Genomic DNA, 23,447 nt, shown 5'->3' on the forward strand with positions numbered 1-23,447 from the left:
GCCCCGGTCTTGTTACGCCCGTAGCGACAGCGGCGCATACCCGATGGCGTGCTGCAGGTAATTCAGCAGCAGCTGGCGGGTGAAGCGCGGCTCATCGATACCGCTGCCCTGCAGGAAGCGTTGCAGGTTGCTGCAGTCCCACCGATAGGTGTCTTGATAGAGTTCCACCGTCGATAGCTCGTCCACCATAGGATCCTTGAACAGGCTGAGCAGCGGGTACAGCGGCGCGTCGCTGTCGTTTTCCCATTGGGCCCGCCACTGTGCGAAGGGCAGAGGGCGAAAGCGATAACCGAACTCGCGCTCCAGCAGGCTGAAAAATTCACGCAGCGTCAGATTATTGTCACCTTGATGGATCAGGTTGAATTTCTGCCCCAGCGCCTGCGGGTTGCGAGAGACGTGGGCGATGGCCCGGGTCATGTAATCCACCGTGGTTAACCCTTCGCGCATCTCCCGTAAATCCGGTACCGTGCCGCTGCTGATGCAGGTTTTCACCAGCCGCCCCCACCATTGGTAATCGGCGTTGACGCCGGTGCGGCTGTGGCAGGTGGCGTAGCCCAGGCGGAAGGTCATCAGCGGCAGGCCCTGCTTCGCCGCCAGATCGGCGATTTTCTCCATCACCCATTTGCTGCGCACGTAGCCGATATCGCGGCTGACCGCCGGCAGGTTTTGGTCGATATCGTCGTTTTCCCGCATCACCCGTTTGCCGGTGTGCAGATGCCCCCAGCTGTAAACGGAGATGGTCGACAGCAACATCAGCGGCTTGGTGCGGCTATGCGCCGCGAAGCGAATGATTTCCCGCAGGCCCTGCACGTTGTCGCGCTTCATGTAGGCGTAAGGCTGGATAAAATTCACCGCGCTGGCCGAATGGTAAACCAGGTCGATATCTCGGCTTAACGCCCTGTAGGCCGCAGGCGTCAGCGAAAAGTCGTGTTCCGCGACGTTGCCAGGCACCATATGAATGCGCGCGTGCTGGCTGGCGTTCAGCGCGATCCGGTAGCGCTGCAGCACCGCCTCCAGCCGCTGTCTCGGCGGCAGTTTGGCGCCGTCGCGCACCAGACAGTACAGCTCGGCATCGGTGGTGCGTAGCAAATCGGCCAACAGATGTGCGCCGACGAAGCCGGTGGCGCCGGTCAGCAAAATGGCACGCGGTGCGCTGATTTGCCGCGTATCGAACGTCGGATCGATGACGAGATCCGGCGGCAAATACACATCATCCTGCAAGGTGCGCGCTTCGCCTTGCCGCTGTGTCGGTTGCCGGTCTTTGCGTTGTGCCAGCGCCTGCGCCAGGGCACCCAGAGTGGGATATTCATAGATGTCGTGCACCGAGGTCTCGACGGCAAACGCCTTGGCCAGTACCGCCATCAGCTTGGCTGCCAACAGCGAATGGCCGCCCAGCGAGAAAAAATCATCGTCGGTTGCGGGCCGTTCCACCTTCAGCAATGAGCGCCATAGATCGGCGACGATGCGCTGGTCGGCGGTCAGCGGCTGCGCAACGCCGGCGCTGACCGGTTGGTAATGCGCCAACAGAGCCGCTTTGTCTATCTTGCCGTTGTTGTTCAGCGGCATGTGTTGCAGTAAACGATAATCGGCGGGCAGAAATGCGCTGGGGAGCGTTTCTTTCAGTTTCTGTCGGACGCGTGCGATCACGCTTTCGCCGTCACTCTCCGCGATCAGAAACGCCACGATTTTCTTGCCCAGCGGATCATCTGCCATCGCCACGGCGGCCACCGCTTTACGAACGCCCGCAACCTGCAACATGGCGTTTTCGATTTCACCCAGTTCAATACGATTGCCGCGGATTTTGACCTGATCGTCGATACGGCCCAGATATTGAATGCGGCCATCCGCCAGCCAACGAGCCCGATCGCCGCTGCGATACAGACGTAACCCGGCGAAGTGAGGCGGGGTGATGAAGCGTTCGGCCGTCAATGCCGGATTGTTCAGGTAGCCGCGTGCCAGGCAACGACCGCTGATATACAGCTCGCCGGGGCGATCGCCGATCACGGGCTGCAGTCGGTCATCGAGGATGAATATTTCGGTATCGCCGATGGGCCGCCCAATGCTGGCGGGCGGATTTTGCGTGGCGCAAGCCACCCGGTTGCAGGTGACGAATATGGTGGCTTCTGTCGGGCCGTAGTAATCGATCAAGGGATAATCGATGCCGCGCAGATCGACCGGATGAAGTTTTTCCCCCGAGCTGAACAGATACCGCAGCGCCAGATTGGCCGGCTGCGGCGCGCCGACCACGTCGGCGACCAGCACTGCGGGCAGGCTGGCGTGAGTGATACCCTGTTCGGCAAAATAGACCAGCAGCACTTCCGGCTGCAGGCGAGCGTCTTCCGGCGGCAGATACAATGTGCCGCCGCTGGTCAGAGGCGACCAGATCTCCCATTGCGCGACGTCGAAACTCAAGCCGGCGATCAGCGTAGAACGACTTTCGGCATCCATAGCGAATTGCTTGTTATGCCAGAGAATTAAATTCAGCAGCGACTGATGTTCGATCAGCACACCTTTCGGTTTGCCGGTGGTGCCTGAAGTGAAAATGAGATAAACGATGGCATCGGGAGGCGGAGAGATTAACGTTATATTTTCCTGTGGCGAAATTGATATATTATCAATATAAATAACGTCTTCGCTGAAATTATCTTCCGATAACGCAATTGTCGCGTTGCTGGCGAGTATTAAAGGGGAACCGCTTTGCGTAACGATATCCTGTATTCTTTTTTCCGGGTAACGCGCATCGATGGGAATATAGCCTGCGCCGGCTTTGACGATCGCCAACATACCGATCAGCATTTCCGGCGTGCGCAGCGTGACGAGCGGCACATAGCTGCCGGGCGCCACGCCCCGTCGTAGCAACAGCGCGCACAGTGCGCTGCTGGCTTCATCCAATTGACGGTAGGTCAGGTGTTTATTATTGCCGACGACGGCAAGTTTTTCCGGATAACGGGAAACTTGTTGGATAAAATAATCCAATACGCTAGGTGCCATGGTTATCTCCTGTCATTATTCACGGGGTGAACGAAATGAAACAGCAATGACCCGGCCGGGTGAAAAACAATTATAGGCGTATTTTTATTGTGGGATTGTAAATGTGAGCGATATTACGCTATCGCTATAAATTAATTGAATTAATAAAATTCTTATCAATAAAAACGGCCAGTCTGCACTGGCCGTGATTCGCGTGAGCGTCGATTAACGACGCACGGCGATGGCTTCGATTTCGATCTTCACGTCTTTCGGCAGACGCGCCACTTCCACGCAGGAGCGGGCCGGGAACGGCGCGCTGTGCTCGGTGAAGAAGGCTTCGTACGCGGCGTTGACGGTGGCGAAGTCGTTCAGGTCTTTCACGAACACCGTGGTTTTCACGATGTCGGCAACGATCAGGCCGGCGGCTTCGACGATCGCTTTGACGTTTTCCAGCGACTGGCGCGCCTGAGCGGCCACGTCGTCGGCAACGGCGCCGGTTTTCGGATCGACCGGGATCTGGCCGGAAGTGATGATCATGCTGCCCAGATCAACGCCCTGCACGTAAGGACCAATGGCTGCCGGGGCGAGTTCAGTGCTGATGTTACGTGACATGTTTTCTCCTGATAGACCCGTTGTCTTTCACGCCGCCGCGCGGTCGGCCGCAGCTTGAAATTCGATGGGTAGCAACGTGGGTAGAGTTATTTTCAGGCATCCATTATAGGGAGTGACGCGCAGATTAACAGCGCCGCTCCCGCTAAAAGGGCAGAATTCAGTCGGCCTGCAACACCACCTGATGCTCGAACTCTTTCTCGCAGTAGCGGCACTTCAGGTGCACTTCGCCGTCGCGCGGTTTCACGCTGAAGCTCGACGCCACCGGCTCGCTGCGGCTGATGCAGTTGCTGTTCGGGCAGGTCAGCACGCCGTCGATGTGATCCGGCAGGCTGAGGGTCAGTTTGCGCACCACTTCATAGTTATCGATGCGGTTTACCGTGGCCTTCGGCGCGTACATCGCCAGCTGGTTGGCCTGCTGCTCGGTCAGGAAGGTGTTTTCGATCTTGATCAGATCCTTGCGGCCCAGCTCGTTGGAGGGCAGGTTCAGGCCGATGGTGATGCGCTGGTCGGTGGCGGTCAGCTTGAACAGCGTCAGCAGTTTGAAACCGATCTGCGCCGGAATGTGGTCGATCACCGTGCCGCATTTGATCGCTTCGACCTGCAGTTTGTTGTCGTGAGTCATGGCGGTTCCCCCTTAAAGAGCCAAATCTGCGTTAAGCACCAGCGCCAGCAGCGCCTGGCGGGCGAAGATGCCGTTGCCCGCCTGCTGGAAGTAGTAAGCGTACGGCGTTTTATCCACGTCGGTGGCGATCTCGTCGATGCGCGGCAGCGGGTGCAGCACCTTGAGGTTGGCGCGCGCGCCGGCCAGATCCGCGGCGCGCAGGACGAACTGCGCCTTCACGTTGGCGTACTCGGAAGGATCGAGGCGCTCTTTCTGTACCCGGGTCATGTAGAGAATATCCAGCTCCGGCACCACTTCTTCAATGCTGCTGTGCAGGCTGTACTCGATGCCTTTCTCTTCCAGCATTTTCAGGATGTAGGCCGGCATCGCCAGCGCGTCCGGGGCGATGAAGTAGAAGCGGTTGCCTTCGAACTTGGCCAGCGCCTGGGTGAGCGAGTGCACGGTGCGGCCGTACTTCAGGTCGCCGACCATGGCGATGCTGAGGTTGCTCAGGCGGCCCTGGGTTTCCTGGATGGTGAACAGATCCAGCAGGGTCTGGGTCGGGTGCTGGTTGGCGCCGTCGCCGGCGTTGAGCACCGGTACGTTGCCGGAGAATTCAGCGGCCATGCGCGCCGCGCCTTCCTGCGGGTGGCGCATCACGATGGCGTCCACGTAGGTGCTGATCACCGAGATGGTGTCGGCCAGGGTTTCGCCTTTCTTGCCGAGCGAGGTGTTGCTGCCGTCGGCGAAGCCCACCACCGAGGCGCCGAGGCGGTGCATCGAGGTTTCGAACGACAGGCGGGTACGGGTCGAGGCTTCGAAGAAGCAGCTGGCGATCACCTTGTGTTTCAACAGTTCCGGCTGCGGGTTGGCTTTCAGACCGGCGGCGGTGCGCAGCACCAGCTCCAGATCCTCGCGGCTGAGATCGTTAATAGAGATGATGTGTTTGTGATACAGCGGGTTGGCCATTTTTCACTCCTCCTCGACGCGTGCCCGTGGCGCGGGACTTTGGGATATTCTCAAGGCAAAAAAAAGCCCCTCAATGAGGGGCTTGAAACGATCGGTTTAGCAACAGGAGAAACAACGGCAGCTGGCCGCCGATAGGCAGTCGGTTTTGTCGATTGTGGCTAACAAAACAAACGTCGTTTTTCATGCTTTCTCCTGGCAAATTGTGGCGCATTATACTCGCGCTTTTCTCTACTGCAAGCGCTAAAACGCCGTTTTTTGCCGCCCCGCAATCGATTGGCCGGCGATGGCCGCCCGCCGGCTATTTGCTGACGCGATCGTAGTAGACCATGTCGGCGTTCAGCCCCTGCTGGTAGCCTTTGACGTTGTCGCGCAGCACCACTTCGGTTTTGGCCTGATCGATAAACACGTAAGGCGAACTGCGCTGCAGCTCCTGCTGCATGGCGGTGTACAGCGCGCGGCGCTTGGCCGGATCGGCTTCGGCCAGCGCCGCCAGCGTCTGCTGGTTCAACTGCGGGATCTGCCAGCCGTTCAGTCCGGCTACCGTGCTGCTTTTGCCGTCGTTATAGGCGAAGGCGCTGGCGTTGGAGTGGGCGTCGAAGTAATCCGGGATCCACAGGCGGATCGCCGCCTGATGCTGCCTGGCGCGCACGCGGGAGTAAACCTGGCTGCCCGCCGCCGGCAGCAGCTCTACCTTCACGCCGGCGGCGGCGAAGCTGCCCTGCAGCGCCTGCGCGATGGTGATGAACGGCGGCTTGTTCTCTACGTCGAGCGTAAAGGCGGCGTGGGTGATGCCCGCCTTGGCCAGGATGGCTTTCGCCTTGGCCGGATCGTAGCTGAACGGGTTGGTCTCCAGCGCGCCCGGCAGCCCGACCGGCAGGAAGCTCTGGTGCACGAAGTATTGGCCCTTCAGCAGATCCTTCGTGATGCCCTGGTAATCCACCAGGTAGCGCGCCGCTTCCCAGAACGCCGGGTTGTTCAGCAGCGGATTGGTGCCGTTGCCGGTGTTGAATACCAGGTAGTTTTGCTCGGCGGACGGGATCTCCAGCACCTTGACGCCCGGCTGGTTTTTCAGCGTGTCGGTCTGATCGGCGCCCAGTTCGCGGGCGATATCGGCGTCGCCCTGCTGGATCAGCAGGCGGCGGGTGGCCGGATCCGGCACGTTTTTAATGATGATATTTTTCAGCTGCGGCTTGTCGCCCGGCGTGGTGGGATTGGCATCCAGCACGATCGCCTGATGTGGCTGATAGACGCGCATCTTGAACGGGCCGCTGCCGGCGGAGTGCATTTTCAGCCAGGCGTTGCCGAAGTCGCCGTCTTTGACGTTGGCCAGCGCCGCCTTGCTGTCGACGATTGAGGCGATCGGCGTCGAGAGGATATTCAGCGCCACCGCCGGGCTGACGTCCGCCGTCCAGCGCAGCTGCACGGTATGTTCGTCAATCTTCTTCAGCTGCGCGTCGATGTTGTCCGGCTGCCAGCCGAGCACGTTGAGGATGAACGCCGGCGACTTGTTCATCTTGACCGCGCGGCTGTAGGAGAAGATCACGTCGTCGGCGGTCAGCGGGTTGCCGGAGGCGAACGCCGCCTGCGGCCGCAGTTTCACCGTCAGCGTTTTGGCCGCCGCATCGCTCTGCCAGCTTTCCGCCAGCACCGGCGCCACCTTGGCCGGATCGTCGCGATCCGCCTGCACCAGCCGCTGATACAGGCTGGGCACCGTCTGGATGCTGGAGAGTTCGTTGGCTTCCGCCGGATCGAGGCTGACGATGTCATCCAGCGATTGCACCACCACCAGCGTATTCGGCGGCGTGGCGGCTAACGCGGCGGCGGGTAGGGCGGCGAGCAGGAACAGCGGCAAGAGTTTGGCTTTCATCGGTGTGTATCCCCTGAAGGCGCCGCCAGGCGGCGCTGAGAACGGTTTGTTATCGTTGGTTTTCACGGCGCGAGCGCCGTCGGCCTGTCACGGTAGAACCTTTGCCCGCGGCGGGCAAAGGTCAATCCGCTATTTGATATTCCAGGAATATATTAGCCGCCCTGGCCGGGGGCGCCAGGGCGGAGGGGAGGACTGTCAGAGGGTTTCGCTCAGCGTGGCGACCAGCACCGCCTTGATGGTGTGCAGCCGGTTTTCCGCCTGATCGAACACCACGCTGTGCGCCGATTCGAACACTTCGTCGGTCACTTCCATGCCGCCGTGCAGATCGTACTGCTGCGCCATCTGCTTGCCGAGCGTGGTTTGATCGTCGTGGAACGCCGGCAGACAGTGCAGGAACTTCACGTTCGGGTTGCCGGTCAGCTTCAGCATCGCCATGTTGACCTGATACGGCCGCAGCAGCGCGATACGCTCCTGCCAGGTCTCTTTCGGTTCGCCCATCGACACCCACACGTCGGTGTAGAGGAAGTCGGCGTCTTGCACCCCTTCGGCGATGTCTTCGGTCAGGGTGAGTTTCGCGCCGGTTTGCTGCGCCAGCGCCTGGCATTCGGCCACCAGCTCCGGCTGCGGCCAGCAGGCCTTCGGCGCCACCAGCCGCAGATCCATGCCCGCCAGCGCGGCGGCTTCCAGCAGCGTGTTGCCCATGTTGTTGCGCGCGTCGCCGATGTACGCCAGTTTCACTTCACTCAGCGCCTTGCCCGGCAGGTGCTCCTGCACGGTGAGCAGATCCGCCAGCAGTTGGGTGGGGTGGAACTCGTCGGTCAGGCCGTTCCATACTGGCACGCCGGCGTATTCCGCCAGGGTTTCCACCAGCGCCTGGCCGTAGCCGCGATACTGAATACCGTCATACAGGCGGCCCAGCACCCGGGCGGTGTCTTTCATCGACTCTTTATGGCCGATCTGGCTGCCGCTCGGGCCGAGGTAAGTGACCTGGGCGCCTTGATCGAATGCGGCAACTTCGAAAGAGCATCGCGTGCGGGTCGAGTCTTTTTCGAAGATGAGCGCAATGTTTTTGCCCTGCAGCCGGCGCTGTTCCTGACCCTGCTTCTTGGCCTGCTTCAGATCGGCCGAAAGCCGCAGCAGCGCCTGCAGCTCGGCGGGGGTGAAATCCATTAACCTCAGAAAGTGACGTTGGTAGAACGCATTGCCGGTGCTCATAGTCCGATTCCCTGATTGTGCAATTGAATTAAAATTCACTTTATATGTATGAATATTCAATTTCAACCCCAGCGAGGAAATCTTTCACGTTTATCGTGGAAGCAATGTCGGCGGTGTGTGAAAATAGAAGGAATGAAGGCCATTTGACTTGAGGATATAGGCATGGCAAACCGCGAATTGCTGGAAGAACAACGTGAAGAGACCCGCCTGATCATCGAAGAACTGCTGGAAGACGGCAGCGATCCGGACGCGCTCTACACCATCGAGCACCATCTGTCCGCCGAGAAATTTGAGGTTCTGGAGCAGGCCGCCGTTGAAGCCTTCAAGCTGGGCTACGAAGTGACCGACGCCGAAGAGCTGGAAGTGGAAGACGGCTCGATGGTGATGTGCTGCGACGTGATCAGCGAAGTCGGCCTGAACGCCGAGCTGATCGACGCTCAGGTCGAGCAGCTGGTGGCGCTGGCGGAACGCTGCGGCGTCAATTACGACGGCTGGGGCACCTACTTCGAAGATCCGAACGGTGAAGACGGTGAGGATGACGAAGACGGCGACTACATCGACGAAGACGACGACGGCAAACGCCACTGATTAACCCCGCTTATTCACATGGGCCGGTTTTCGCCGGCCCCTGATATCCCCGTCGTCTTTCAAGCTGCAGCGTTGTTGGCTGCACTCCCTCACCCCAGTCACTTACCTAAGTAAGCTCCTGGGGATGAGTGAGCTGGCCGCCTAGCTGCAACTTGAAATACATAGGGCAATGACGCCATGACATACCAATCCCTGTTAGCCCCGATTTTAAGCTTCCTGCACTGTGAAACGCCCGACGCCTGGATCGACGCCGCGCGCCGTCCGGAAAACCTGCAGCTGTTGCTGACCGACCACCTGGTGTGCGAGCTGAAGGCCGCGCAGACCGGCATGTGGCTGATCCGCCGCTACGTGGCGGACAAAGAGAGCGGCGACGCGCTGTTGGCGCTGCTGCGCCCTTACGAGGCGTTTCTGCACGAGGCGCAGGGCGCGCCGGACACGCTGTTTCGTCAGGGCCAGTTCACCCGCAAGATCTTGCCGAAAAACGGCTCGGCCTACGGCCAGGATCTGGCGGATCGCATGGTGCTGTTGATCAAGGAAGAGCTGCATCACTTCTCGCAGGTGCTGGAGATCATGCAGGCGCGTGGGATCCCGTATCGCAAGATCACCGCCAGCCGCTACGCCAAGGGCATGATCCGCGAGATCCGCACCCACGATCCGGCGACGCTGATCGACAAACTGATCTGCGGCGCCTACATCGAAGCGCGATCCTGCGAACGCTTCGCCAAACTGGCGCCGCACCTGGACGACGAGCTGAACCGCTTTTACGTCTCGCTGCTGCGATCCGAAGCGCGTCACTATCAGGACTACCTGACGCTGGCGGAACAGATCGCCGGCGGCGACATCAGCGAACGGGTGGCGCATTTCGGCCGTCTCGAAGCTGAGCTGATCCTGTCGCCGGACAGCGAGCTGCGCTTCCACAGCAGCGTGCCCGCCGCCGCCTGACGTTGAGGCGCGCCCTTACTGCGGCGCGCCCAGCAACAGGTCCACTGCCTTTTCCGCCAGCATGATGGTCGGCGCATTGGTGTTGCCGCTGGTGAGCTGCGGCATCACCGAGCAGTCGATCACCCGCAGCCGTTCAAAACCGTGCACCCGCAGCTGCGGATCGGTCACCGCGTCCTGCGGCGACGGCCCCATACGGCAGCTGCCCACCGGGTGATACACCGTCTTGCAGAAGTTGCGCACGAACTCTTCCAGCTGCGCCTCGTCGCGCGTCCACTCCGGCTGCGGCATCAGCAGATCTTTGATCAGCGGCTTCAGCGCCGCAGTTTGCAGGAAGCCCAGGCCGAACTTCACCGCGCGCACGCTGCCGGCCAGATCGTCCGGGTGGCCGAGGTAGTTGGCGTGCAGCTTGACCGGATCGCGCGGGTTGCTGCTGCGCAGCAGCACTTCGCCGCGCGCCTTCGGCTGCAGGTAGCCGACCTTGAGCGTGAAGCCGTGAATGTTCGGCAGCGGCTCGCCGGGCACGTCGTCCCAGCTGTCCAGCAGCGGCAGGAAGTGGATTTGCACGTCCGGCCGGCCGTCGCCCTGGCTGTCGGTGAAGGCGGCGCCTTCCAGCACGTTGGACGAGAGCACGCCGCTGCGAAACGCCAGCCACTGCGCGCCGTGGCTCAGCGCCTGCAGGCCGCGATCGGCGCCGAACAGGCTGATCGGCTCGCGGGTGCTGACGTTGATCGACATGTGCAGGTGGTCGTGGAAGTTTTTACCCACCGGCAGATCCGCCCGCACCTCGATGCCTAGCTGTTGCAGGTGGTCGCGCGGGCCGATGCCGGAGAGCATCAGCAGCTTCGGCGAACCGACCGCGCCGGCGCTGACGATCACCTCTTTGGTGGCGCGCGCGGTGACTTCCGCGCCGCCGTTCTGGCTGTAGACCACGCCGGTGGCGACGTTGCCCTCGAAGGTCAGCCGGTGCGCCAGGGCGTTCAGTTTCACCACCAGCCGCCGTTCGTCGCGCACCGCCTTCAGGTAGGTGCGGGCAGTGCTGGCGCGTTCGCCATTGTGGGTGGTGGTTTGGTAGAAACCGACGCCGTGCTGGCTGTCGCCGTTGAAGTCGTTGCGGTAGGGCAGGTTCAGCTCCTGGCCGGCGCGGATAAACGCCATGCTGAGCGGGTGGCGGTAGCGGTTTTCGCTGACCGGCAGCAGCCCGTCGGTGCCGTGGTAGTCGTCCGACAGGCTTTCGTTGGCCTCGGCGCGTTTGAAGTAGGGCAGCACCTCGCGGTAGCTCCAGCCGGTGCAGCCGTAGCGTTCGGCCCAGTCGTCGTAGTCCTGCGGCTGGCCGCGCAGGTAGATCATGCCGTTGACCGAGCTGCTGCCGCCCAGCACCTTGCCCTGTGCGATCTGCATGCGGCGGTTGTTGGCGTGCGGTTCCGGTTCCGTCTCGTAGGGCCAGCTCTTTTTGGCGATGATCTTGGCCACCCCGGCCGGCATCTTGATGAACAGGTTATTGTCGTCGCCGCCGGCTTCCAGCAGCAGCACCCGCGCCTGGGTGCGGCGGATAAGCTGCGCCGCCAGCACGCAGCCGGCGGAACCGGCGCCGACGATGATGTAATCAAAGGTATTTTCCGACATGACAGCTCTCCGTGCGCGATTGGGATACTGGCAGAGTAACGCGGGGGGAAAAGCGGTCAATTTGCGATCGTTAATTTATTAACGAACTTCACATTAAATTTACATCGTGGTTTTTAACGTCAGTTTATCTGCTTGAAAAACGGCGTTATAGCGAGTTTTACTGATTGATTGCGATATTAATAAAATGGCGCAGCAAGCTACGCCATGATAGAGAGGCGGGGGACGATTACAGCGTTTTCAGCATGGTGACTTCGCAATCGACGTGGCCGGTGGCGCCCATCGCGTGGTCGATGTGTTCGAAGCCCAGGTGTTCGTACAGCGCAACGGCCTGCGTCAGGCTGGCGGTGGTCTCGAGGTAACAACAGCGGAAGCCGTGCTGGCGGGCGAAATCCAGCGCCTGCAGCGCCAGGCGCTTCGCCAATCCCTTGCCGCGCAACACCGGCAGGAAATACATCTTCTGCAATTCGCAAATATCGTCTGCGCCGCCCTGCAGCGGCGCGATGCCGCCGCCGCCGGCGACCTGGCCATCCACCTCGATCACCCAGTAAGCGCTGCGCGGCAGGCTGTAGAGCTGATACAGGGCGTCCAGATTGGGATCGGAGACGGTATAGCCTTTATCCGCCGTCAGGCCGTGCTCGGCAGAGACTTCGCGAATGACGTGAGCAATGGCGGGATTGTCTTCCGCCGTGATGGGGCGCACCAGCAGGCGCGCTGGGGTTGCTGTTGTCATGTTTACACTCGCCATTGAAAGAGACCACGTTCGTTTTTCGTTTTTATCGCAGCACGAAACGCGCCGGGGGTTATTTCCCGGCGGCGTCCCTGCAGCAGTAATATCTTGTAATAACATCTAACCCGGCCCGGATGCAACGGCGATAAAAAAACAGCGGGGAAGACCCCGCTGTTTTTCAGGCGTTGGCGTGAGCCGGTGGATTACAGCGCGGCGATGGTCGCCTGCTGTTCCTGCAGCTTCACTTTGCCTTCTTTGCAGGCCGCCAGACGATCGCGCTCTTTGGCGACCACCGCTTCCGGCGCGCGCGCCACGAAGCCTTCGTTCGCCAGCTTGCCTTCGATCGAAGCGATTTCCGCATCCAGCTTGCCCATCTCTTTCGCCAGACGCGCGATCTCGGCGTCCTTGTCGATGAAACCGGCCATCGGGATCAGCAGCTCGGCGCCGTCCACCAGTTTGGTGACGGAGACCGGGCCTTTATCACCGGCCGGCAGCAGCGCGATGGATTCCAGGCGCGCCAGACGGGCGATAAAGCTTTGGTTCTCCTGCACGCGGCGCTGGGCGTCGGCGCTGCAGTTGCGCAGCAGCACGTCGAGCGCTTTGCTTGGCGCGATGTTCATCTCGGCGCGGATGTTGCGCACGGCGATGATGGTTTGCTTGATCCACTCCAGATCGTTCAGCGCCTGCTCGTCTTCCAGCGCGGCGTCGTAGGCCGGGAACGGCTGCAGCATGATGGTGTCTGCGGTCGTGCCGGTCAGCGGCTTCACGCGCTGCCAGATGGTTTCGGTGATGAACGGAATGATCGGGTGCGCCAGGCGCAGCAGCGCTTCCAGCACGGTGATCAGCGTGTGGCGAGTGCCGCGCTGTTCCGCTTCGCTGCCGTTGCTCACCACCGGCTTGGTCAGCTCCAGATACCAGTCGCAGAACTGGTTCCAGGTGAATTCGTACAGGATGTTGGCCGCCAGATCGAAGCGGTAGGTGTCCAGCGCTTCGCGGTAGGCTTTCACCGTGCGGTTGAATTCGGCCAGGATCCAGCGATCCGCCAGCGACAGCACCTTCTCGCCGCCGTTGAAGCCGCAGTCGTGCGCTTCGGTGTTCATCAGCACGAAGCGGCTGGCGTTCCACAGCTTGTTACAGAAGTTGCGGTAGCCTTCCAGGCGCTTCATGTCCCAGTTGATGTCGCGGCCGGTCGAGGCCAGCGCCGCCAGGGTGAAGCGCAGGGCGTCGGTGCCGTGCGGCTCGATGCCGTTCGGGAACTGCTTCTCGGTGCGCTTGCGGATTTTTTCCGCCAGCTGCGGCTGCATCATGTTGCCGGTGCGTTTTTCCAGCAGATCTTCCAGCGAGATGCCGTCGACCATGTCCAGCGGATCGATCACGTTGCCTTTCGACTTGGACATCTTCTGGCCTTCGTCGTCGCGGATCAGACCGGTCATGTAGACGGTCTTGAACGGCACCTGCGGCTTGCCGTTTTCATCCTTGATGAAGTGCATGGTCAGCATGATCATGCGCGCGATCCAGAAGAAGATGATGTCGAAGCCGCTGACCATCACGCTGGTCGGGTGGAAGGTTTTCAGCGCCTCGGTCTGCTCCGGCCAGCCCAGGGTGGAGAAGGTCCACAGGCCGGACGAGAACCAGGTGTCCAGCACGTCTTCGTCCTGGGTCAGCACCACGTCGGCGCCCAGGTTGTTCTCGCTGCGCACTTCTTCTTCGCTGCGGCCCACGTAGACTTTGCCGTTCACGTCATACCAGGCCGGGATGCGGTGGCCCCACCACAGCTGACGCGAGATGCACCAGTCCTGAATGTCACGCATCCAGCTGAAGTACATGTTTTCATACTGCTTCGGCACGAACTCGATTTGGCCCTGTTCGACCGCTTCCACCGCCACTTTGGCCAGCGGCGCGGTGCGCACGTACCATTGGTCGGTCAGCATCGGCTCGATCACCACGCCGCCGCGGTCGCCGTAAGGCACCGTCAGGTCGTGCGGTTTGATCTCGTCCAGCAGGCCCAGATTATCGAAGGCGGCAACCACCGCTTTACGCGCCGCGAAGCGCTCCAGGCCGCGGAACTCGGCCGGGATCTCGTTGCAGTAGTCGGTGCAGACTTCGCCCAGGGTGTTGAACACTTCCGCTTCCTGACGGATGTCGCCGTCGAAGGTCAGAATGTTGATCATCGGCAGGCCGTGGCGTTTGCCGACTTCGTAGTCGTTGAAATCGTGCGCCGGGGTGATTTTCACGCAGCCGGTGCCTTTTTCCATATCGGCGTGCTCGTCGCCGACGATGCGGATGCGGCGGCCGACTAGCGGCAGAATGATCTCTTTGCCGATCAGATCTTTATAGCGCGGATCTTCCGGGTTGACCGCCACGCCGGTATCGCCCAGCACGGTTTCCGGACGGGTGGTGGCGACCACCAGATAGTCTTTGCCCTCGGCGGTTTTCGCGCCGTCGGCCAGCGGGTAGCGCAGGTGCCACATGGAACCTTTGGACTCGCGGTTTTCCACTTCCAGATCGGAGATGGCGGTGCGCAGCTTCGGATCCCAGTTCACCAGGCGCTTACCGCGGTAGATCAGGTCTTCTTTGTGCAGACGGACAAACACTTCGCGCACCGCGTTCGACAGGCCTTCGTCCATGGTGAAGCGCTCGCGCTCCCAGTCCACGGAGTTGCCCAGACGGCGCATCTGGCGGGTGATGGTGCCGCCGGATTCCGCCTTCCACTGCCAGATCTTGTCGATGAACGCGTCACGGCCGTAGTCGTGGCGGGTTTTGCCTTCTTCCGCGGCGATCTTGCGCTCTACCACCATCTGAGTGGCGATGCCGGCGTGGTCGGTGCCCGCCTGCCACAGGGTGTTTTTACCCTGCATGCGCTGATAGCGAATCATGGTGTCCATGATGGTCTGCTGGAACGCGTGGCCCATGTGCAGGCTGCCGGTGACGTTCGGCGGCGGGATCATGATGCAGAAGCTTTCCTGGCTGGTGTCGCCGTTCGGCTTGAAGTAACCCTGATTCTCCCAATGATCGTACAGCTTCTGTTCGATCTGTTTTGGGTCGTATGCGGTGTCGAGCTGACTGTTTGTCTTTTCCATTCTTTATCGTATTCAGTGAGTTGGCGGCGTAGCCGTGGTCAAATGGAAGCCGACGCTGCGATAGGCCTTGTAACGGTCGCGCGCCAACTGTTTCAGAGTGTCTTCGTAAGGAACGAAGTCTACCACTTCATGGAAAGCGGTAGCAAAATCGGCAAACTGCGGCAGCAGGGCGATCAGCAGATCGCGCGGGGCGTTGCCGCGCTTGCCGGGCCAGCACAGTTCCACCGGTGCGCCGTAGTGCGGCCCTTCGCCGGCCAGGTTGTGCGGCACGAATTCATGCGGCTCGCGCTGCCACAGCGCTTCGTCCAGCCGCTGGGCCTGCTCCTGGCTCTCGCAGGCGATCAGCACCCGCTTGCCGGCACGCCAGCGTTCGGCGGCAACGGCGCAGGCCACGGCCTCATGGGCGCTGAGCGCGCCAGACGGTTCCGCGTTGTCGAGCAAATAAAACGTCGCCTGTTTCATTAAGGATCCACCGCTGCCGATAAAAAAAACAGGGCACAACATGTAGGTTGCGCCCTTTTAGGGAACGGAGCAGATAACTCTACCCCTTCGCTGCTGAGAGGATTATATACCCAATAGATTTCAAGTTGCAGCTAGGCGGCAAGTTCGTTCATCCCCAGGAGCTGACATCAAGTCAGTGACTGGGGTGAACGAATGCGGCCAACAACGCTGCAGCTTGAAAGATGAAGGGTATTTAATCGTCGCCGTTCAGGCCTGCACGGTTGAGCAGGAACTGCGACAGCAGCGCCACCGGGCGGCCGGTCGCGCCCTTGGCTTTACCGGAGCGCCAGGCGGTGCCGGCGATATCCAGGTGCGCCCAGGTGTACTTGCGGGTGAAGCGCGACAGGAAGCAGGCGGCGGTGATGGCGCCGCCAGGGCGGCCACCGATGTTCGCCATGTCGGCGAAGTTGGAGTCCAGCTGCTCGTAGTACTCGTCGGCCATCGGCAGGCGCCAGGCGCGGTCGCCGGCTTGCTCGGAAGCGCCCAGCAGCTCGTGCGCCAGCGGGTTGTGGTTCGACATCAGGCCGGTGATGTGGTGGCCCAAGGCGATCACGCAGGCGCCGGTCAGGGTGGCGATGTCGATCACCAGCTCCGGCTCGAAGCGCTCGACGTAGGTCAGGGTGTCGCATAGCACCAGACGGCCTTCGGCGTCGGTGTTGAGCACCTCGACGGTCTGGCCGGACATGGTGGTCAGCACGTCGCCCGGACGGTACGCCCGGCCGCCCGGCATGTTTTCACAGCCGGCCAGCACGCCGATCACGTTCAGCGGCAGGTTCAACTCCGCCACCACGCGCATCACGCCGTACACGGTCGCCGCGCCGCACATGTCGTATTTCATCTCGTCCATGCCGTCGGCCGGTTTGATCGAGATGCCGCCGGAGTCGAAGGTCAGCCCTTTACCGACCAGCACGATCGGCTTAGCGTCCGGATTTGGGTTGCCCTTATATTCCATCACCGACATCAATGATTCGTTCTGCGAACCGGCGCCGACCGCCAGATAGGCGTTCATGCCCAGCTCTTTCATCTGCTGTTCGCCGATGACGCGGGTGGTGATGTTGGTGCTGAAGGCGTCCGCCAGCTGACGGGCCTGCGAGGCCAGGTAGCCGGCGTTACAGATGTTCGGCGGCATGTTGCCGAGATCTTTGGCCGCCTTGATGCCGGAAGCCACCGCCAGGCCGTGCTGGATAGCGCGCTCGCCGCTGGTGAGCTCACGGCGGGTCGGCACGTTGAACACCATTTTGCGCAGCGGGCGACGCGGCTCCACCTTGTTGCTTTTCAGCTGATCGAAGGTGTAGAGCGTCTCTTTGGCGGTTTCCACCGCCTGACGCACTTTCCAGTAGGTGTTGCGGCCTTTCACGTGCAGCTCGGTCAGGAAGCAGACCGCTTCCATCGAGCCGGTGTCGTTGAGGGTATTGATGGTTTTCTGGATCACCTGCTTGTATTGGCGCTCATCGAGCTCGCGCTCTTTGCCGCAGCCGATCAGCAGGATGCGCTCGGAGAGAATGTTGGGCACATGGTGCAGTAGCAGCGTCTGCCCGACCTTGCCTTCCAGTTCGCCACGGCGCAGCAATGCGCTGATATAACCATCACTGATTTTGTCGAGTTGTTCTGCGATAGGGGACAGGCGGCGCGGTTCGAAAACGCCGACTACAATACAGGCACTGCGCTGTTTTTCCGGGCTACCGCTTTTTACACTGAACTCCATGCACTCTCCTGAATCTTAAAGACAAAGGCGGACGCTACGGCTAGAATAACCGACTCCGTAACGATCTCCTGCCATTTGAGTTAACGGATTATGTTAACCTGAACGGCATAAATTGCTCTGTTTTGGCGACTATAAGCAAGTTCCTATAGGACACCCAAACGGCTTGATGTTGTAATACTATTTTAGCTGTGAAGGTTGCCATATGATGAGAATAAATGGCGGATTAACGATGAAATTATCGATTTTCCTGCAAAAAGACAAGTTTTCACAGGCGTAATAAGCGTGATCATCATAAGATATCTGGTACGGGAAACGCTCAAGAGCCAAATCGCCATCCTGTTCATCCTGCTTCTGATCTTCTTTTGTCAGAACCTGGTCAGGGTGTTGGGCGACGCGGTGGACGGCAATATCCCGACAAACTTAGTACTCTCCCTGCTCGCGTTGGGCGTGCCGAAAATGGCGCAGCTCATCCTGCCTTTGAGCCTGTTTCTCGGCTTGCTGATGACGCTTGGGCGGTTGTATACCGAGAGCGAAATCACCGTTATGCACGCCTGCGGGCTGGGCAAACGCACCCTGATTATCGCCGCCATGATCCTGGCGCTGCTCACCTCTGCGGTCGCAGCGGTGAACGTGTTTTGGGCTGGCCCCTGGGCCTCGCGTTATCAGGACGTGGTGGTGAATGAAGCCAAGGCCAACCCGAGCATCGCCGGGCTGGCGGAAGGGCAGTTCAAACCCTCGCAGGACGGCAACGCGGTGCTGTTTATCGGCAACGTGAAGGGCAGCACCTTCAACGACGTGTTCCTGGCGCAGCTGCGGCCGAACGGCAACCAACGCCCGTCGGTGGTGGTGGCCGAGCACGGCAACATCGTGCAGCAGAAAGACGGCTCGCAGGTGGTGACGCTCGACAAGGGCACCCGCTTTGAAGGCACCGCGCTGCTGCGTGACTTCCGCATTACCGACTTCACCGACTACAAGGCGGTGATTGGCCACCGTACCGTGGTGGCGGACAACACCGAATCCGAACAGATGTCGATGCAGACGCTGTGGGAATCCGACGATCCTGACGCGCGCGCCGAGCTGCACTGGCGCCTGACGCTGGTGGTGTCGGTGGCGCTGATGGCGCTGCTGGTGGTGCCGCTCAGCGTGGTAAACCCGCGCCAGGGCCGCGTGCTGAGCATGCTGCCGGCCATCCTGCTGTATCTGATCTTCTTCCTGCTGCAGACCTCGCTGCGCTCCAACGCCGGCAAGGGCAAGCTGGATCCGATGCTGTGGCTGTGGCTGGTTAACGGCGTTTACTTGGCGATCGCGCTGGCGCTGAACCTGTGGGATACCGTGCCGATGCGCAAGCTGCGCGCACGCCTGAGAGGAGCGGCCTGATGTTTGGCGTATTAGACCGGTATATCGGTAAAACGATTTTCAACACCATCATCATGACGCTGTTCATGCTGGTGTCGCTGTCCGGCATCATCAAGTTTGTCGATCAGCTGCGCAAGGTCGGCCAGGGCGAGTACACCGCGCTGAGCGCCGGCATGTACACCCTGCTGAGCGTGCCGAAAGACATCGAGATCTTCTTCCCGATGGCGGCGCTGCTCGGCGCGCTGCTCGGCCTGGGCCAGCTGGCGACGCGCAGTGAACTGGTAGTGATGCAGGCTTCCGGCTTCACCCGCCTGCAGATCGCCGGCTCGGTGATGAAAACCGCCATTCCGCTGGTGCTGTTGACTATGGCGATCGGCGAATGGGTGGCGCCGCAGGGCGAGCAGATGGCGCGTAACTACCGCGCCCAGCAGATGTACGGCGGCTCGCTGCTCTCCACCAAGAGCGGGCTGTGGGCGAAGGACGGCAACGACTTCATCTACATCGAGCGCGTCTCCGGCGATAAAGAACTCTCCGGCGTGAACATCTACCACTTCAACGACCAGCGTCGCCTGGAAACGGTGCGCTATGCCGCTACCGCCAGCTTCGAGAACGGCCTGTGGCAGCTTTCGCAGGTGGACACCTCGGATCTGACCAACCCGAAACAGGTGACCGGTACCCAGACGCTGACCGGCGAATGGAAAACCAACCTGACCCCGGACAAGCTGGGCGTGGTGGCGCTGGATCCGGATTCGCTCTCCATCAGCGGGCTGCACAACTACGTGAAGTACCTGAAGCAGAGCGGCCAGGAATCCAACCGTTACCAGCTCAACATGTGGAGCAAAATCTTCTCGCCGCTGTCGGTGGCGGTGATGATGCTGATGGCGCTGTCGTTCATCTTCGGCCCGCTGCGCAGTGTGCCGATGGGTATCCGCGTGGTGACCGGCATCAGCTTCGGCTTCCTGTTCTACGTGCTGGATCAGATCTTCGGCCCGCTGAGCATGGTCTACAGCATGCCGCCGGTGCTGGGCGCGCTGCTGCCGAGCATGCTGTTCCTGCTGATCAGCGTGTATATGCTGCTCAAACGCAAGTAGCGTGGCGAGCGGTAGTGAAGAAAGGCGTGGCCGCGGGGCCGCGCTTTTTTGTTGAAGGGATCAGCCGACGCTCAGTAGCGCAATGCCGGCATCCTGATAGGCCTGCGCGTCTTCCGGCAGGCGATCCAGCACGAGAGTGTCGATCTGGGCAGGGGAGGCGAACTGCGCCAGCGAGGTGTTGCTCAGCTTGGAGTGATCGCATACCACGATCACCTGATTGGCATGTTCCACCATCGCGCGCTTAGTTTCGGCCAGCATGATGTCGGCCACGCAGGCGCCCTGTTTCAGCGACAATGCATTGGCGCCCATAAACGCCTTGTCGATGTTCAGCGTATCCAGCAGCGAACGGCCGTTGATGGCGACCGCGCAGTGATAACCCTTTTTGACGATGCCGCCCAGCAGGATGATCTGGATCGATTCGACGTCTTCCAGACTCTTGGCGATCATGAAATCGTTGGTGACCACGGTCAGGTTGCGGCGCTGGCGCAGATGGCGGGCGATCTGCAGGGTGGTGGTGCCGGTATCCAATACGATGATGTCGCCGTCTTCCACCAGGCCGGCGGCCAATTGACCGATTTGCTCCTTGGCACTGAGGTTCACCTCTTCACGCTGATCGGAGCCGACCTCGAAGCTGGCGCGGGTGCGCAGAATGGCGCCGCCGTGGGTGCGTGTCAGCATACCGGCGTCTTCCAGAATGCGCAGATCGGTGCGGATGGTGGCGCCGGAGACGTTAAAGCGCGAGCTCATTTCCCCTACGGAGAGCTTGCGCTTCTCCTTGAGAATGGCGAGAAGTTTTTCCTGGCGCTCTTCTGCGAACATGCTCACTCATTCACTCCTGACCGGCACAATGGATGTGCGGCTAATATACCCCGCGTATCGGCGGCAGGCAAAGCGCTTGCCGGCCGCCGCTGGTAATATTCCACCAGGCGTTATCCCACCAGGTGTTATCCGTGCAAGATGCGAAGGTTACGGTCCGCCGGTCCTTTTTGATATAGTCTACCCAGCGACGTATTGGGTAGGGGGCAGGCAGTTAATGGAATATGAAGAGAATATCAGTCACATTATCAGCAAGCATCTAGAAGCGGCATTAGGTGATTTCGGCGAGCTTATCTGGGCCTACGTGGTGTTATCCAAGAAAGATATGTCATGTATCTTTGGCGTCACCAATTATCCCGGTGAATGGGTAAAGCAATATAAAGAGCAAGGGCTGCAATATACCGATCCGGTAGTCATTACGGCGCTCAATCGCCTGACGCCTTTTGCCTGGGATGAGAATCTCATGGCCGGCGCCGGCTTCCGCTTTTCTGAGTTGTTCGAGCAAGCACGCGAATTCGGCGTAGCCGACGGCTATACCTTCGTGTTACATGATTTTAATAATAATCTGGTGACCCTTTCCTTTACCCTCGCAGCCGAGCGCAAGGCGGAAATCATGCAGATGCTGAACCAGCATAAAGGCGATATCTCGTTGCTGCTGGCATCGACCCATGAGATGTATTTAACGCTGACTTCACTGTCGGAAAAAAACACCGCACGCCAGGAAAAAAATGCCCGTTTTACAGAGAGAGAAAACGAGATCCTCTATTGGGCCAGCGTGGGGAAAACTTACCAGGAAATGGGCATAATCCTGGGGATCAAAACCTGCACCATCAAGTTTCATATGGGTAACATTGTCAAAAAGTTGGGGGTGGCGAATGCCCGGCATGCTATCCGTTTAGGGATGGAACTTCAGCTGATTAAACCGGTGGGGTAATTAGAACGCAGGCTCGTCGCTCAACGGCCAGGCGTTTAGCATGTGCTCGTCTTGCGTATTCAACTTTTTGAATATTCTGCTTTTTAATGTCTCCTGACTCTGACGATCAACGTGGCCCAACAGCAAATGAACGGGCTCGTTCTTTTCCGACATGCCTGTCTTCAGCAGCGTGACATTCCAGCCGGAGCTTTTGATGATATGCAACATCGGATGGCTGGAGACGGCCAGTATGCCGTCATAGCCGTGTTGCCGCGCATAGTTGATCAGGGACAAGAACAGCGCCAGAGTCACAGGAAACCGGCGGCCCAGCAGTGACTGGGTTCTTTCTTTATCGACGAAAAAGCGTGTGGACTCGATGAAATTCCCCTCTGGAATGACGACGTCATGAAAGAAAGAGGAAAATGCGCTGTTCAGCATATTCTTGTGTTTCATATCAATCATCCTGGTACCACAAACTATCATGTTGTCCTTTACGCCAAATATATAGTTTGTCTTATCATTATCAAACTCATCCAGCTCCTTGCCGTCTGAACAGTTCACGGCCCATTGCAGTCTATCTTTAAAGACGTTTTTTCTTAAAACATAAAGATCTGCTGATTTTTCGGTGCTCATTGATGCGTAGTTGGTGCTGTAAATATTAAACATAATGTTACCTTTGAATAAATTAAGAGAAATAACTTTATCCAGTAACATCAGAGAAGTTTCACTACGAGCATGCCGGTGCGTAAGAATGATAAGGCTTTTTAAGCGATCGGCGCTAACCTTATTATGCCGTGTGGCAAGGCAGTTTCAGGGCAATTGAACGGTGAACACAGCAAGTCGGCGAGATTGAACGCCCTGGCCGATAAGGCAGGAGTTGATTTCAATTTGCTATCATTGGCTGACAGACGTTGCCTGCCATGGCGAAATATTAACCAGTAATTTTATAATGAATGGCGTTATCATTATTTTAATATTGAATTGGTGATATTTTCTTACTGGAGATATGCCGATAAGGCATGACTTTGTCGGCCGACAGAGTAATAAGCGTGTAAAGGGCGGCTGGTGATGTCCCAGGACCTGAACTCCTGCAGCGGTTAAATTCTATCTTAAAAAATATCTGATAGAGATCACATTATTGTAATGACAGGAACGGTGCTATTTCGTGATGGTTCTGCGGGTATGTTGGGCTGCTGGGTGAAATGAGCTATGTGTGGTGGTCTTGATAGAACACCGTGGCGGCTGAGATACAGAGCGAAAAATAGTGCTGGCAGCCGATTTCCGCTATGTGAAATAATAACCCAACTGAACTGATGAAGGTCTAGTGGGGTACTATACTTTAGTCTAACTAGCTTCTAACTCCCTAAGGCGATACACTTTTCTAGTCAATTTTTGATGAAAAAAACATAAAAAAAACCTGACCTCGTAGGGTCAGGCTGCCAAGATCGGCCAACACCAGGGAAAATTTTCTTACACCATCTTAAAGCTATCAACTCAGCAGAGGCAAGTGTTCTCTGCTGGTTTTTAGCTTTGGGTTGCTGTTTTGTTACGTATGCACGCTATTTTCTGTTGGTTCCAGATAAAATCCCCTCTCAACAAATAACATCCCTCCCCTGACAACCCCGTTCCCATTGGCTTATTCCAGCCATGACTGCCATAAATGAAAAAATATTGTTCCTGCAATGTTACGTAAACTCATTTTTATTGGCTGACACATTGTTATGCAATTATTTTCAGCGTTGTCATTGCGGCTGGGGATTATTTGGCGCTGCCCGGTAGGGCGATTGAGGAAATGTAGGCGATGGCCGATAAGGTGTATGGCTATGGCGGTAAAGGCTCGTGAGCTGACAAAAAAGCGAATGAGGCCCGAT

At 59.0% G+C, this 23,447-nt stretch carries 18 protein-coding genes; 5 read left to right on the forward strand and 13 right to left on the reverse strand.

What is annotated here, in order from left to right:
• Positions 1–12: 12 nt before the first annotated feature.
• From ACUXAC_RS14305 to argF, 6 genes are all read right to left on the reverse strand, one after another.
• Positions 13–2,991, reverse strand: a complete 2,979-nt coding sequence (locus ACUXAC_RS14305) for a non-ribosomal peptide synthetase (protein ID WP_387442890.1) — start codon at positions 2,989–2,991, stop codon at positions 13–15.
• A 204-nt stretch (positions 2,992–3,195) separates the two neighbouring features.
• Entirely contained in the window at positions 3,196–3,582 is a 387-nt protein-coding gene (ridA, locus tag ACUXAC_RS14310; RefSeq protein WP_004933379.1) for a 2-iminobutanoate/2-iminopropanoate deaminase, read from the reverse strand.
• A 157-nt stretch (positions 3,583–3,739) separates the two neighbouring features.
• Complete coding sequence (gene pyrI, locus ACUXAC_RS14315; RefSeq protein WP_038879023.1) at positions 3,740–4,204, reverse strand: aspartate carbamoyltransferase regulatory subunit; 465 nt, start codon at positions 4,202–4,204, stop codon at positions 3,740–3,742.
• Between the two features lie 12 nt (positions 4,205–4,216).
• On the reverse strand, positions 4,217–5,152 hold the full coding sequence (pyrB, locus tag ACUXAC_RS14320; protein ID WP_038879020.1) for an aspartate carbamoyltransferase: 936 nt from the start codon (positions 5,150–5,152) through the stop codon (positions 4,217–4,219).
• Between the two features lie 298 nt (positions 5,153–5,450).
• Positions 5,451–7,019 carry an ABC transporter substrate-binding protein gene (locus ACUXAC_RS14325; RefSeq protein WP_197806371.1) on the reverse strand — a complete coding sequence of 523 codons (1,569 nt, stop codon included), beginning with the start codon at positions 7,017–7,019 and terminating at the stop codon, positions 5,451–5,453.
• A gap of 195 nt (positions 7,020–7,214) precedes the next feature.
• Positions 7,215–8,234, reverse strand: a complete 1,020-nt coding sequence (gene argF, locus ACUXAC_RS14330; protein WP_048321256.1) for an ornithine carbamoyltransferase — start codon at positions 8,232–8,234, stop codon at positions 7,215–7,217.
• A gap of 162 nt (positions 8,235–8,396) precedes the next feature.
• On the opposite strand from argF, the gene rraB reads away from it, so the two are divergent.
• Both rraB and miaE read left to right on the forward strand, forming a co-directional pair.
• Complete coding sequence (rraB, locus tag ACUXAC_RS14335; RefSeq protein ID WP_025305115.1) at positions 8,397–8,822, forward strand: ribonuclease E inhibitor RraB; 426 nt, start codon at positions 8,397–8,399, stop codon at positions 8,820–8,822.
• A 177-nt stretch (positions 8,823–8,999) separates the two neighbouring features.
• The gene (miaE, locus tag ACUXAC_RS14340; protein ID WP_454266726.1) at positions 9,000–9,764 is read left to right on the forward strand and encodes a tRNA isopentenyl-2-thiomethyl-A-37 hydroxylase MiaE; all 765 of its coding nucleotides are present in this window, start codon (positions 9,000–9,002) and stop codon (positions 9,762–9,764) included.
• Positions 9,765–9,779: 15 nt separating this feature from the next.
• Here the strand turns inward: miaE and ACUXAC_RS14345 are convergent, their stop codons facing one another.
• The 5 genes from ACUXAC_RS14345 to pepA form a co-directional block, all read right to left on the reverse strand.
• The gene (locus ACUXAC_RS14345) at positions 9,780–11,387 is read right to left on the reverse strand and encodes a GMC family oxidoreductase (protein WP_225529138.1); all 1,608 of its coding nucleotides are present in this window, start codon (positions 11,385–11,387) and stop codon (positions 9,780–9,782) included.
• Positions 11,388–11,613: 226 nt separating this feature from the next.
• Positions 11,614–12,117 carry a GNAT family N-acetyltransferase gene (locus ACUXAC_RS14350; RefSeq protein ID WP_004933360.1) on the reverse strand — a complete coding sequence of 168 codons (504 nt, stop codon included), beginning with the start codon at positions 12,115–12,117 and terminating at the stop codon, positions 11,614–11,616.
• Positions 12,118–12,317: 200 nt separating this feature from the next.
• Complete coding sequence (locus ACUXAC_RS14355) at positions 12,318–15,194, reverse strand: valine--tRNA ligase (protein ID WP_055315506.1); 2,877 nt, start codon at positions 15,192–15,194, stop codon at positions 12,318–12,320.
• 12 nt (positions 15,195–15,206) lie between these two features.
• Positions 15,207–15,656, reverse strand: a complete 450-nt coding sequence (locus ACUXAC_RS14360) for a DNA polymerase III subunit chi (protein WP_019453292.1) — start codon at positions 15,654–15,656, stop codon at positions 15,207–15,209.
• Between the two features lie 232 nt (positions 15,657–15,888).
• Entirely contained in the window at positions 15,889–17,400 is a 1,512-nt protein-coding gene (gene pepA / locus ACUXAC_RS14365; RefSeq protein WP_004933352.1) for a leucyl aminopeptidase, read from the reverse strand.
• Positions 17,401–17,682: 282 nt separating this feature from the next.
• Here pepA and lptF point away from each other — a divergent pair, with 282 nt between their 5' ends.
• Both lptF and lptG read left to right on the forward strand, forming a co-directional pair.
• Positions 17,683–18,777 (forward strand): LPS export ABC transporter permease LptF, encoded by a 1,095-nt coding sequence (gene lptF / locus ACUXAC_RS14370; protein WP_141971221.1) that lies wholly within the window; start codon positions 17,683–17,685, stop codon positions 18,775–18,777.
• The gene (gene lptG / locus ACUXAC_RS14375) at positions 18,777–19,847 is read left to right on the forward strand and encodes an LPS export ABC transporter permease LptG (protein WP_019453290.1); all 1,071 of its coding nucleotides are present in this window, start codon (positions 18,777–18,779) and stop codon (positions 19,845–19,847) included. The genes lptF and lptG overlap by 1 nt, the downstream gene beginning before the upstream one ends.
• Positions 19,848–19,907: 60 nt before the next feature.
• On the opposite strand, the gene ACUXAC_RS14380 is transcribed toward lptG, so the two are convergent.
• Complete coding sequence (locus ACUXAC_RS14380; RefSeq protein ID WP_086580906.1) at positions 19,908–20,666, reverse strand: DeoR/GlpR family DNA-binding transcription regulator; 759 nt, start codon at positions 20,664–20,666, stop codon at positions 19,908–19,910.
• Between the two features lie 214 nt (positions 20,667–20,880).
• Here ACUXAC_RS14380 and ACUXAC_RS14385 point away from each other — a divergent pair, with 214 nt between their 5' ends.
• Positions 20,881–21,597: a helix-turn-helix transcriptional regulator gene (locus ACUXAC_RS14385; RefSeq protein WP_060422019.1), complete on the forward strand. Its 717-nt coding sequence runs from the start codon at positions 20,881–20,883 to the stop codon at positions 21,595–21,597.
• Here ACUXAC_RS14385 and ACUXAC_RS14390 read toward each other — a convergent pair whose 3' ends face one another.
• Complete coding sequence (locus ACUXAC_RS14390) at positions 21,598–22,242, reverse strand: acyl-homoserine-lactone synthase (RefSeq protein ID WP_070913710.1); 645 nt, start codon at positions 22,240–22,242, stop codon at positions 21,598–21,600.
• Positions 22,243–23,447 lie beyond the last annotated feature (1,205 nt).

This window comes from Serratia sp. 121840015-1, from assembly GCF_053627655.1.

Bases quoted from the DNA above. Each gene is read 5' to 3' on its own strand.
- pyrI (WP_038879023.1), bottom strand. From the start codon at position 4,204: ATGACTCACGACAACAAACTGCAGGTCGAAGCGATCAAATGCGGCACG.
- pepA (WP_004933352.1), bottom strand. From the start codon at position 17,400: ATGGAGTTCAGTGTAAAAAGCGGTAGCCCGGAAAAACAGCGCAGTGCC.
- ACUXAC_RS14390 (WP_070913710.1), bottom strand. From the start codon at position 22,242: ATGTTTAATATTTACAGCACCAACTACGCATCAATGAGCACCGAAAAA.
- ACUXAC_RS14345 (WP_225529138.1), bottom strand. From the start codon at position 11,387: ATGTCGGAAAATACCTTTGATTACATCATCGTCGGCGCCGGTTCCGCC.
- ACUXAC_RS14305 (WP_387442890.1), bottom strand. From the start codon at position 2,991: ATGGCACCTAGCGTATTGGATTATTTTATCCAACAAGTTTCCCGTTAT.
- ACUXAC_RS14385 (WP_060422019.1), top strand. From the start codon at position 20,881: ATGGAATATGAAGAGAATATCAGTCACATTATCAGCAAGCATCTAGAA.
- pyrB (WP_038879020.1), bottom strand. From the start codon at position 5,152: ATGGCCAACCCGCTGTATCACAAACACATCATCTCTATTAACGATCTC.
- ACUXAC_RS14380 (WP_086580906.1), bottom strand. From the start codon at position 20,666: ATGTTCGCAGAAGAGCGCCAGGAAAAACTTCTCGCCATTCTCAAGGAG.
- rraB (WP_025305115.1), top strand. From the start codon at position 8,397: ATGGCAAACCGCGAATTGCTGGAAGAACAACGTGAAGAGACCCGCCTG.
- ACUXAC_RS14325 (WP_197806371.1), bottom strand. From the start codon at position 7,019: ATGAAAGCCAAACTCTTGCCGCTGTTCCTGCTCGCCGCCCTACCCGCC.
- ridA (WP_004933379.1), bottom strand. From the start codon at position 3,582: ATGTCACGTAACATCAGCACTGAACTCGCCCCGGCAGCCATTGGTCCT.
- miaE (WP_454266726.1), top strand. From the start codon at position 9,000: ATGACATACCAATCCCTGTTAGCCCCGATTTTAAGCTTCCTGCACTGT.
- ACUXAC_RS14355 (WP_055315506.1), bottom strand. From the start codon at position 15,194: ATGGAAAAGACAAACAGTCAGCTCGACACCGCATACGACCCAAAACAG.
- lptG (WP_019453290.1), top strand. From the start codon at position 18,777: ATGTTTGGCGTATTAGACCGGTATATCGGTAAAACGATTTTCAACACC.
- ACUXAC_RS14350 (WP_004933360.1), bottom strand. From the start codon at position 12,117: ATGACAACAGCAACCCCAGCGCGCCTGCTGGTGCGCCCCATCACGGCG.
- ACUXAC_RS14360 (WP_019453292.1), bottom strand. From the start codon at position 15,656: ATGAAACAGGCGACGTTTTATTTGCTCGACAACGCGGAACCGTCTGGC.
- argF (WP_048321256.1), bottom strand. From the start codon at position 8,234: ATGAGCACCGGCAATGCGTTCTACCAACGTCACTTTCTGAGGTTAATG.